Annotated in this window: 7 protein-coding genes and 1 pseudogene; 1 reads left to right on the forward strand and 7 read right to left on the reverse strand. The window is 34.4% G+C overall.

Annotated features, from left to right (window positions below):
• The 3 genes and pseudogenes from P8H68_RS05785 to P8H68_RS05795 all read right to left on the reverse strand — a co-directional run.
• Positions 1–341, reverse strand: a pseudogene (locus P8H68_RS05785) (hypothetical protein); the annotation flags it as partial.
• Positions 342–368: 27 nt separating this feature from the next.
• A complete protein-coding gene (locus P8H68_RS05790; protein ID WP_300322434.1) occupies positions 369–1,583 on the reverse strand; it encodes an SGNH/GDSL hydrolase family protein in 1,215 nt (404 codons plus the stop codon).
• Between the two features lie 4 nt (positions 1,584–1,587).
• The gene (locus tag P8H68_RS05795; protein WP_300322435.1) at positions 1,588–3,183 is read right to left on the reverse strand and encodes a sulfatase-like hydrolase/transferase; all 1,596 of its coding nucleotides are present in this window, start codon (positions 3,181–3,183) and stop codon (positions 1,588–1,590) included.
• A 663-nt stretch (positions 3,184–3,846) separates the two neighbouring features.
• On the opposite strand from P8H68_RS05795, the gene P8H68_RS05800 reads away from it, so the two are divergent.
• A complete protein-coding gene (locus P8H68_RS05800; protein ID WP_300322436.1) occupies positions 3,847–4,971 on the forward strand; it encodes a family 16 glycosylhydrolase in 1,125 nt (374 codons plus the stop codon).
• A 66-nt stretch (positions 4,972–5,037) separates the two neighbouring features.
• Here P8H68_RS05800 and P8H68_RS05805 read toward each other — a convergent pair whose 3' ends face one another.
• The 4 genes from P8H68_RS05805 to P8H68_RS05820 form a co-directional block, all read right to left on the reverse strand.
• On the reverse strand, positions 5,038–6,813 hold the full coding sequence (locus P8H68_RS05805; RefSeq protein ID WP_300322437.1) for a sulfatase-like hydrolase/transferase: 1,776 nt from the start codon (positions 6,811–6,813) through the stop codon (positions 5,038–5,040).
• A 327-nt stretch (positions 6,814–7,140) separates the two neighbouring features.
• Entirely contained in the window at positions 7,141–8,913 is a 1,773-nt protein-coding gene (locus tag P8H68_RS05810) for an alkaline phosphatase D family protein (protein WP_300322438.1), read from the reverse strand.
• 31 nt (positions 8,914–8,944) lie between these two features.
• A complete protein-coding gene (locus P8H68_RS05815; RefSeq protein ID WP_300322439.1) occupies positions 8,945–10,780 on the reverse strand; it encodes a sulfatase-like hydrolase/transferase in 1,836 nt (611 codons plus the stop codon).
• A gap of 299 nt (positions 10,781–11,079) precedes the next feature.
• Positions 11,080–11,559, reverse strand: a 480-nt coding sequence (locus P8H68_RS05820; RefSeq protein ID WP_300322440.1) for a fibronectin type III-like domain-contianing protein, incomplete at its 5' end; no start/stop codon positions are given.

The raw sequence follows: 11,559 nt of genomic DNA on the forward strand, positions 1-11,559 counted from the left end.
GGATTCTGTTTAGAAAAAGCGATATCTAGAACACGTTCCATATCTCTTCCATCGCCATCAGTATCTTTAAGAGTTTGCCAAGATTTCCCATTATCCCAGCTTCCGTAGCTCACATGCATATCTGGCCCCATAAACATCGTATTGACATCTGTAGGATGACACCAAAACTCTTCATTATAACCAGCCATTCCCGGACCAAATTGTTTCCAAGAAATAGTGGGGTCCGAAACTACTTTTTCATTTTTCAACTGCTTAAAAAATTTATTTGTGCTTTTTGATTGCTGCGCATTTCCATACAAACCCAATAATACAATAACAAACGATAATTTTATTTTATACATAATTCTATGTTTTTACATTTTAATAATTTAATGAGTATCTATAACCCAAAATTGACCACAATAAAAAGAAGTCCCTTTTGCTAATTTTACAACCTTCAATATGGCAGTATGATTTCCTGGTTTTTGCTCAGGAGAATAAAAAGAACGAGAAAATTTTGGTGCTGGTCTATTTTTATTTTTAGGAGCTTTTTGATGAAAGGCATATTTTTTTGGCTTACCTCCATCAATTTGAACTTCCACTTCAAATCCCTCTACAATAGGTATTGCAGTAAATGCAATATGGGTTCCTGTCCAATCAATTGAAATAGTCTTCCCTACCTTATCACACTTTACTGCAGCACCTAACATTTTAGAAGTCCTAAATTCATCATCAGTATAAGCGGGATCTTTTTTCACCTTTACCGGCTTCCATCCGTTACTTAATTCTGCCTTATGTACAGAAAGCAATTGAGCTTCTTTAAAATAATTTTCATCAAGTGGTTTGGATAATTTATGTCTTGTCATTTTTCCCTGATCTTCTAATGCAATCATAGACCTAGCAATAACTTCCTTATAAATCTCATATCCATCTTGAGTAGGGTGCACATTATCTCTACAAAAAACTTTCTGTCCGTTTTTAACAGAGCTTTTATTAAAAGCGTAATTGCCATTATCCAACTGTCTCACCACTTCCATACCAAAGTCGATAGATGGAATATTATAATGGATAGCTGTCTTTTCCATTTTTTTTCCTTCTCCATACTGCAAACCATTTCTTAGATTGGAGATCATGTTTTTACCAACTGTGTAGACAAAGCAAATATCTGTATTTGGATTGTGTTCCCATATTTGACGCACAATACCTTCATGAGCTTTCACCCCAAATCCGGACGAACCATTTACACGAAACTCAACAAAAACCAAATCAGGATTTTTATTTAATAAATCGTCTTTTAATCTACAATTGGCAAAATCGGCACCAGTTCCTGGCACAGCCGCATTGATCATCTCAAATCTAGCTTTTGGATATTGTTTTTGAAACCAAGAAAATGTTTTTGGCCTCCAACCTTCTTGATGCGTAATACTCCCACCTAAGTAAGCTATCTTCACTTTTTTACCCGACTTTAATTTTGAGAAAAAATTGGGCAAGCCTCCTCTGATCCTTAATTCCTCAGTAGTATTTTCAGTTTTCTGAGTATAAAGTTCAAACTCTCCAAAACCAGTGAGAACAAATAGTATTAAAAATGAAAACAATCCTTTCATCCTATTACTTCGTTTTTAATTTATCCACTTTTCCATAACCTCCCTTAGGAGCATCATGTTCTGATTCATGCAAATCAAAATCAACAATCACCTCCTTTAATTGATCTCTTTGTGCTCTATGTTTTTCAGAAACTTTTGACCAGTCTGTAATCTTTGGAAAACTTATCAAATCACTAGGATTAATACTTACGTCATACCACACATTATTACCATCTTTCATCAACAAATCACCTCTCACAATTTGGGTTCCTTTATGATATCCATAAATCCAATCTCTATGTGATTTTTTATTTGTGGTTAAAAATGGTATTAGACTTTCTCCATTAATTTCATAGTTCTCAGGGATCTCTACACCACCCAATTCAGCAATGGTAGGCAACACATCAGACATATTTACCAATACATCTTGCATCCCTTTTTTTGTCATGTTCATTCCTGGGGCATAAATAATCATCGGTACATGCGTCCCTTTCTGAGAGACTTGAGTAGATTTCCCATAACCGCTAGTTCCATTATCAGCACAGAAAATAAATATGGTATTGTTTTCAATTCCTAATTCTTTTAATTTGTTCATGTACAACCATACTTGATAATCTAAATAATTGATATGGTTATGAATTCCATCTTCAGTGATGGTACCATGGGTATTATACTTACCATTATCACCGGTAACTTTTGGAGTTACTCTTGTATATTTTTTCCCATCCCAAGATATTTTTGGTGTACCTGGCCATTTATTACCCGAATCTGGATGTAGAAAATCAAAAGCATCATGCCCTAAATGACTTGTATGATATACAAAAAATGGCTCTTTCGATTTTTCTTTTCTCTCCATAAAATCAAAAATATACTCTAACTCTACATCAGGACCAAACGTACTCAAGCCAAATTTCTTTTTTGATTTTTTATCGTTAGGCCACCATTCCAATTCTTTATTGGAATCTGGATGATTCATTAATTGCACATGAGGTTTCCAATACCAGCCGGACTGCACATAACTTTTCTGAGTTAAAGCTTTATCGGTGTCAGCATTGTATATTTTTTTATTACCATTTATTTTTCTCGTCTCTAATCTAAAGTCAGTCGTATGAATGGCCTTATTATAAGAACCTTCTCCAGGTGTAAAACATCCTTCATCAAAAGGGAAACCGCTAATATTCATTTGTGTTTTCCCTCCCCAAAAAGTAGAATACCCTCCTGCTTTGGCAACATGGGCAATTGTATGAGGAGAACTGTCAAACAAATCCCATGAACCTTTTCCACTCGGTGCTTTTCCTTTATCTTTATTATGCCACCATTTATGTTTATGAGCATATCTACCCGTCATCATCATGGCTCTACTAGGTCCACAAACGGTAGCCGCCCATGCCGTTTTTACATAGATTCCTTCTTTTGCAATTCTATCCAAATTTGGTGTTTTGGCACGATATTTTACATCTTGGGTATCTCCTCCTTTTAAACCACCTCCTTTAGGTAAGCTCCAAGTATCACTTCCATAAATAGGTAATTCACGTGCGCTAATATCATCTGCATATAAAAGAATAATATTGGGCTTTTTTTGAGCGTTTATTTGAACTGCAGTAAGCACTACAGTAAACATAAACAACTTAATTTTTGTTGTTGTATTTCTCATTAGTTAACTATACTTGTTTTTCTTAATACTAGGTTATGGTCTTTACGACACTAAGCTCTTACTTATATTCAACAAGCTATATTATAGCAATTAAAGGAATTAGAATATCATGTATGGTTAATTATTAGCTTGTTATGTTTAATTAAAAAAATCAACCAAAACAAAAACAGATACATAAACAACTGTTAATGACCATATTAAACAGTACAATATATTCGAAGTCTAGTATCAAAGAACTCTATATAGTGGATTCCTTGCTGTTTTCCCGCTTTTTCCTCAATTCTTATTTTTATCAAAAAGAGACTATTCTAAAACTACACTAGTTTTAAAAAAAATAGAATCAACTAGAAAAAGCATAGACTATTTGTAAAATAAATTTAAAAGCACTTTTCACTGATTCACAGACAAAAACTATTCAAATTTTCAAAACAACCAATCAAAGAAATACTCACAAACAAGGTAAAATGGAACTTTTGGTCTATATGCCCCGGTAATGACAAAAAAATAATCAAAAAAAACACCAAACTAAAAAAACAATACATAAACTCAACACAAACAGAGTTTTACTCAAAATATCACGGAAAGGAAATACCTTTATTCCAACATAAACTAATTAAACTAACCAATATTATGAGAAAACTAACGCCCCTATTCTTTACAGGGTTATTTTGTGCTATTTTGACAAGTTGCCAAGAACCAGAAACCATTGAAATCGTCAATTCAGAAATAGAAAATTCTGAAACACCTGATAATAAAGAAGACATTTCAGTAAAAATGTACAATTGTACTCTTACCGATTTAGTTCTTTTTGACACCCCTGTCAACAATAACTTATCCGCAGTAAATAGATCCAGTTATGGTATGGGTAACTGGAAACTGATTGATGAACTTTCTGATGAGTTTAATTACCCTGGAGGTAAATCATCTCCTGATTTTGCTAACAAATGGAAACTAGGATTTGTAAATAATTATACAGGTCCAAGTCCAACAGTATGGTCTGGAGATCAAGTCACCTTTGAAACAACAAATGGAAGTAACAGAGACTTAGTACTAAAAGCCGTTGAAACTGGAACAGGAACAAGCAGAAGGTTAAAGTGTGGAATGCTTTCTACCAAAGCCAAAAGCAGTTATCCATTATTTCAAGAGGCAAGAGTAAAAATTAGCAATTCACAATTAGCCAATGCAGTATGGATGTTAAGTGATGATCCTGGCACAACGGAAGAAATTGACAACTTAGAAGCCTATGGACCAAGAATTAGAGCTAATGGAACGCAATGTGATTTCCCCTATTTTGGAGATAGAATTCACTTAAGTCACCATACTTTTAAACAAGAAAACGGCGTGCGTTTGGATTACCAACCTCATAAAGACACTTGGATGTCCCGTAAAAAAGACAATAGTTCCTGCAGTAGAGATAACGAAGTTGTATGGAGTGAAAACTACCACTATTTTGGAGTGAAATGGGAAAGCCCCTCGAAATTAATTTATTTTATTGATGGTAAAAGAGTAAAAATCATTCAAGGACTTAGAGCTTATGAAGGAATTGATCCTGAATACTACACTACCTGTGGAGATGGATTGACTAGAGAAATGCACATGATTATAAGTCAAGCTTCACAAGCTTGGAGGTATGGTGGATTTGACGGATTTTGGAATAGTTCTGACTCAAAAACGGGCAATGACACAAAAATGAGAATCGATTGGATTCGTGTTTATTCTCCTTCTGGAAACCTCAACCAAAGGAGTTGCAACTAGTAAAAACAATAAAAAAAAAAGGAATAGTAAACTGTTCCTTTTTTTATTTATAAAATACCACTCATTTTATTTCATTTTTAGTTTATGATCATGCGCTCCAGGAGCAAAATCACTTTTATAAACAGTAGTTCCATCTGCTTTTTTACCCCAACCAACTTCAATTCTACCATCTCCTAAAACTACATCAATCAGTTTCTTTTTTAAAATTTCAACTTCCTTTTGATACTTTTTATTGAATGCCAAATTATGCAACTCATGAGGATCTTTAGAGGTTTGATATAAACAAGGATCTAGATCTTTATATTCCGCAGTTCTTGCCCATTCCATGTTTACACCTCTTTTTTTATCCGGTCTTGATTGAATTGAAAACATAAAATCCTTTGTTCTGATAAAAGCTCTTGGACCTGTTACCGCATGATTTTCTCCAACAACATAATCTCTTCCATCAACCTTTCCAGAAGCAATTTCAGCCATATTAAAACCATCCAAGTAATCGTATTTTTCATCATCTAAAGAAGCTCCACCCGCTGCCATTATTGTAGGAGCAATATCCACAAACTCCGCATATTCCTCAACAACCTTTCCCGCAGGAAACGCTTTTTTATCTGAAGAAACTACTACAATAGGGTTATGACTATCTACCTCCCACGGTGTAAATTTTGATACTGAACCATGATCATTTAATTTCCAACCATGATCACCGCAAACATAAACAATCATCCAAGGTTGTTTTTTTGATTCACTATAAGCTACAAAATCATCCACAGCTTGACCAATCAAAGCATCACCATAGGCGCAAAAAGCATAATAGTCTTGAATCATTTTTTGTTTTTCTTCTTTCGTAAAGTGATCTGAATAAGAAGACTTCACTTGCTTTTGAAACTGTTTCGGCATACTTTGTAATTCCTTCTTGTCAAATGCTGGCACTTTGTATTTGTGTTTCTGGAAGCGTTCTCTGTAATCTGCTGGTGGCAATACCGGAGTATGAGGAAAATCAAACCCTATATGACAAAAGAACGGTTTATCTGTAGCTACTCCATCAAAAGTTCTTGAACCTGCCTTAAATTCCTTATCCTCATTTTTTAGAAAATCTCCGAAAATAGAAGAATAATATCCATCTCTTGTTTTACCTGCTTTTCTTGAACTTACACCTGCCAAAATACCAGGAGAAAATGGAGTCATAGGTCCTTTCTTTTTATTGTACTCCATAAACAGATCGTATTTCTCCATAATACTTTTGGCCTCTCCTTTTTTGTCTGGAAATCTAGCTTCATAATCTTTAGATCGATACAAAAACTGACCTTCTTCTGTTACAAAAAACTCCATACTTTTGATCGGCTTATCCAACTTCTGTCCATCAAGTGAATGAAACCAGTCTTTCCCCCAATCCGTTAATCCATCTTTTCTTAATTGTTTAAAACTGATGTCTTGCTTGTACATTTCCGCCCCCTGCATTCTTCCATTTTTCTTCGTTTTTAAACGAACACCCAGTTTTCCAATATGCAAAGTTTCATATCCTAAAGCCTCCATTTGCTCAGGCAAACTAGGCCTCATATGAGGCGCCAAATTATTATGGTATTCGAATTCATAAACTCCAGATCTAAATGGATAACGACCGTAGTGCATGGAAGCTCTTGAAGGCGCACAACCCGAAGCCTGACAATAAGTATTGATAAAGGTTGTCCCCATTTTCGTAAGCTTATCTACATTAGGAGACTCCACGTAACCCAACTCACTCATTTCTCTACCATGAAGCATTTTATTAAAGGCTCTAATGGCATCATATCTTTGATCATCAGTCAAAACCCAAAGAACATTTGGCTTTTGCTTTTGAGCACTCATAAATTTCCCTATAAAAAGTGTTAGGACTAGCGAACAAATAAAAATTCTTTTCAATGACATCGTGTACATATTTTAAATTCTAATTCTCAATATTACACCTATTGCAGGAAAATCAATCTGTCAAATGTTTTTTTAGCTATAGGATATGTTTTGATATCTTTTATAATAAAGAAACTAACCAAGTCAAATTTCTAAAGTCGGAAACCACTCAAAACCTCAAGTAAAATTGGACTTGCACAAGTCGTTATATCAAGAATAAAAATTAGATAGTATAGTTAAAGTATACTACAAAAGAACCATTCGAAATATTTTTAACCTTGTGTCACATTAAATTTTCACAACTATACTGGCTCTATTTCTTTTTTGTGATTCAATATTATAAAATCTTTGCAAGCTATCTCCTTCTCCAATTTCAACTACATAAATCCCGTTTTGATTTACAGTTGGTTGGTATTCTGTCCCATTAATCCTTAGTGATAGTTTCACTTCTTTGGTGTAAGCATCTTTCACTGTAACTACTTGATTCTTTTTAGAAATCTTGAACTTTGGCAATTGATACCCATCTTTTATTTGAAAATTATCAGCTTGTCCAAATGTTACAGGCCATCCATTGTATTGCTTACTCTTAGGATCCGTAATGTCAATATTTCTTTTCCAACATTCAAATGTTACTTTTCTATCTAATTTATTGAATTTGATAATTCCATATCCTGCTGCTCTTCCGTCCAGCAAATCCACCCTAGGCTCATTATCTCTATGCGTTGGATTTGCAACAGCATGTACGGTTATTTTGTTATGAAAAGCATCTTCATATTCCCCTGTATAATTCGGAGCACTTGACTCTTTATTTTTACCTGGTTTGTCAGGGTTCCACCAACGCATCCAGAAATTTGCTGCTGCAGGAACTGCAAAAGAATACCCCGAATCATTCCAGTTTTCTACACCATGTTTTACCACAGACCCTAGATGTTGATCCCCTGCAATCATACATGAAAAACTTTTTCTTATTACTTTCAACGCTTTATTTCTACCTGTTTGAGGCCATCCATTAGAATCTACACTGTACTTCATTTTTTTATCAATGGTTGGTGTATGCGTTGCCAAATTTGTAAAAATTGTTTGAGACAGAACAGCCTTCATCTGCGCATTTTCCCAATCCGTTGTCCAATCCTCCAAAAATTGTAATTGTCTATTTCCTAAAAGAGTGGCACCTTCCACATCCATTTCTAAGGTATTGGAATAACGTTTTTTATCCAAAACTCGCTTTGGTCCTGATTTGAACTTTCTATCTTCTAAAATCGCAAAACTTACTCCACCCCAATTTAAGTCTGTATAATAAACGCCAACACCTCTTTCTATTGGAGTAGGATCATAGGGGTCTGGTAAATGACTTGTTTGAGCACGTTCTACCTCCTGAATATAAGAAACAGGCATATAATACCCTCCTTCATTTCCATCTCTGTTGTCAGATTTTCTACCTCCATCACCCCAAAGATTTCCTTGACCAATATCATGATCATCAGGAATGGTAATAGTAGGAGTATTTTTAATAATTTCCCCAAACACTTCTCCAAACTTCAACCAATTCCCATAATGATTGCTATGATCATACACTTGGTCACCAGCAAAAAACAAAACATCTGGATTCAACTTTTTTAAGTTATCCGTAATATCTTTAGCTCCAGCTCCACCATGTTTTTGATAGGTAGACCAGCATGAAAAAGCCGCCATTACTATTTCTTTCTGATCCATAGGGTTCTTTCGAATCATCCCCTGATAATTGGCATTTTTATGATAGAAAACCCTGTAGGCGCGCTCAACCTTATCATCCCAATCTTCAATCCTGAAATGAGCCGTATAACCTGGATACAAAATTTCCGACTCTTGCACAGTTTCCCATTTTCCGTTCCTTTCAATTTGAAGAGAAGCTCTAAACGGATCGTAGTTTTTAATTGGATAAAACTGTGCCGTCATTTTTAAAATATTTTCATGCACGGTATACATTGCAAAGCAAACTCCATATTTTTTATTCGGTTTGTTTTGACTATTTGCGAACTGAACAAAACAGAGTATAACAAATATTTTCAGTAGATTTTTCATAGAATTATTTCAAAAAATTAATGCAATTGTTTTATAACTTTAATTTATAATCATGAAAACCTGGAGCAAAATCACTATGGAACACCTTTGTACCTGTTCCCCATTTCTCCCAGTTAATTTCAACACGATTGTCTCCTAAAACAATATTTAAGAGTTTATTTTTCATTTTTTCAGCAACCTCTTGATAGTTTTTATCAAAAGCCAAATTATGCAATTCCTTAGGGTCATCTTTAGAACTATACAAAGCTGGATCCAAATCTTCCCAAGAGGCAGAAAGGGCCCATTTCATATTCACACCTTCCTTTTTAGAGGGTCTAGTTTTTAAAGACAACACATAATCTTTTGTTCTGATATAAGCTCTAGGTCCAGTTACGGCATGACTTTCTCCAATAATATAATCTCTAACAGGAGCTTTATCCGAAACAACTTCTGCCAAATCTAAACCATCCAAATATTCAAACTTGTCATCTTGTAAATCTGCCCCAGCGGCATGCAAAGCAGTAGGTGCTATATCAACAAACTCCGTAAAATCTTTAACTACTTTTCCTGCCGGGAACTTTTTCTTATCTGATGAAACAACAATCATTGGATTATGACTGTCCCATTCCCAAGGAGTAAATTTTGAGATCCCTCCATGTTCGTTAAGTTTCCATCCATGATCGCCACATACATAAATAATCATCCAAGGTTGTTTGTGCTTTTCACTATATCTAATAAAATCATCGGCAGCTTGTCCTACCAATTGATCTCCATAGGCACAAAATGCATAATAATCTTGAATCATTTTTTGTTTCTCCTTTTTAGAAAAATGATAAGATGATTTATAACTGATCTGTTTTTTCATCTGTTTCGCCATATCCTGAAACTCTTTTTCACTGAATTCCGGAATATTATATGTGTGCTTTTGAAAACGCTCTCTAAAATCAGCAGGAGGCAACACAGGAGTATGAGGAAAATCAAATCCGATATGAGCAAATACAGGTTTCGAAGGATCTACTCCTTTAAATTTTAATTCTCCCGCTTGGAACGGTTTATTTTCATTGACTAAATATTCATTCAAAAAATGTGCATAATACCCATCGCGCGTTTTACCAGCAGGTTGCGGGCTTACTCCAGAAATAATCATTCCCTTATAGATAGATTCAACTTGACCCTTTTTGTAATGTCTTAATAAATCATATTTTTTTGTGACTTTCTTTGCAGTCTTTCTGTGCTTTTGAGAACGTTCATTCAATTGTTTTGATACATATTCAAACTCTCCATCTGGTCCTACAAAATAAGTTATATCCGTAATTGGTTTTTCAAATTTCAATCCTTCTACTTCTGGCCACCAGCCACCTGCGCAATAATCGGTCAATCCTTGTTTTCCTATATCTCTAAAATTGATATCAGTCTGATATACTTTATGTGGTTTTGTCTTTCCATTCTCACGTAAACCTTTCAAACGGTACCCTAATTTCCCTACGTGAAAAGTTTGATATCCTAAATCCACTAATTGTTCTGGCAGCGACGGTTTCATATGTTCTGCAACGTTATTATGATACTCGAATTCATAAACTCCAGATCTAAATGGGTACCTGCCTTGGTGCATGGCAGCTCTTGATGGTGCACAACCTGTTGCCTGACAATACGTATTTACAAAGGTTGTTCCCATAGCAGCTAACTTATCCACTTCTGGTGATTCTATATATCCCAGTTCACTCATTTCTCTTCCATCAATTCCTTGATTGAACGTTTTTACAGAATCATACCTTTGGTCATCAGTAAGAATCCATAAAATATTAGGTTGTACTTCTTGAGAAATTCCCTTTTGAACTAACCCGATTAAAAGAAATGAAATAATTAATGTTGTGCGTTGTAAATTCATTGAAGACGTATTTGATTGTTTTACACAATAGTAACAACAATATACGGAAGCAATCCGTTCAAATGATTTTTTTCTTAGAGGAAATGATTTCTCTTAAAAACATATAGAACAAACACCTACTTGATTTAAACTTACGAAAAATTATTTCTTTTTATCGTGCCCTAAAACCCACCTTATCTTTAGCCTAAAAAAAGACAAAAAACTCGATTAAATCTCAACCTGACTAAATATTTTTCATAAAAAACCAGCAACAAAGATATACGCTACCTCATTGCTGGTTCTTTTTAAAATTTTGAATTCTACTTTACTTGTGAAAAGAATACTTGTCTTCCGTTTTCTAAAATAAAATCTCCATTTATAAATTTAACATCTCCTTGAAGTTTTATATCTGTTGAAGAGGCACCAACTTTAAATGTATAAACTCCTTCTTCAACAATCCATTGTTGATTTTTATACTGTACCAATTGTTGCGGTGAAACAGCAAATATGACTTTTTTCTTTTCACCCACCTTTAAAGATACTCTTTCAAATCCCTTCAATTGAATAGACTTCATTGTAGAATTTTTATTTTTTGGTGAAACATACAATTGCACAATCTCCTCCCCATCAACTTGCCCTGTATTTTGAACTGTAAAAGAAACCATAAAACGCTTCCCGTTCGTTTTTGCTTTAGAATTTATTTTAAAATCCGCATATTCATAATTTGTATACGACAAACCATAACCAAACGGATATAAGGGCAAATTATCAGAAGCATATCCATTTTGATAATTCACTTC

The organism is Flavicella sp., assembly GCF_029238425.1.
Classification (GTDB): domain Bacteria; phylum Bacteroidota; class Bacteroidia; order Flavobacteriales; family Flavobacteriaceae; genus Flavicella.

Bases quoted from the DNA above. Each gene is read 5' to 3' on its own strand.
- P8H68_RS05790 (WP_300322434.1), bottom strand. From the start codon at position 1,583: ATGAAAGGATTGTTTTCATTTTTAATACTATTTGTTCTCACTGGTTTT.
- P8H68_RS05795 (WP_300322435.1), bottom strand. From the start codon at position 3,183: ATGTTTACTGTAGTGCTTACTGCAGTTCAAATAAACGCTCAAAAAAAG.
- P8H68_RS05800 (WP_300322436.1), top strand. From the start codon at position 3,847: ATGAGAAAACTAACGCCCCTATTCTTTACAGGGTTATTTTGTGCTATT.
- P8H68_RS05805 (WP_300322437.1), bottom strand. From the start codon at position 6,813: ATGAGTGCTCAAAAGCAAAAGCCAAATGTTCTTTGGGTTTTGACTGAT.
- P8H68_RS05810 (WP_300322438.1), bottom strand. From the start codon at position 8,913: ATGAAAAATCTACTGAAAATATTTGTTATACTCTGTTTTGTTCAGTTC.
- P8H68_RS05815 (WP_300322439.1), bottom strand. From the start codon at position 10,780: ATGAATTTACAACGCACAACATTAATTATTTCATTTCTTTTAATCGGG.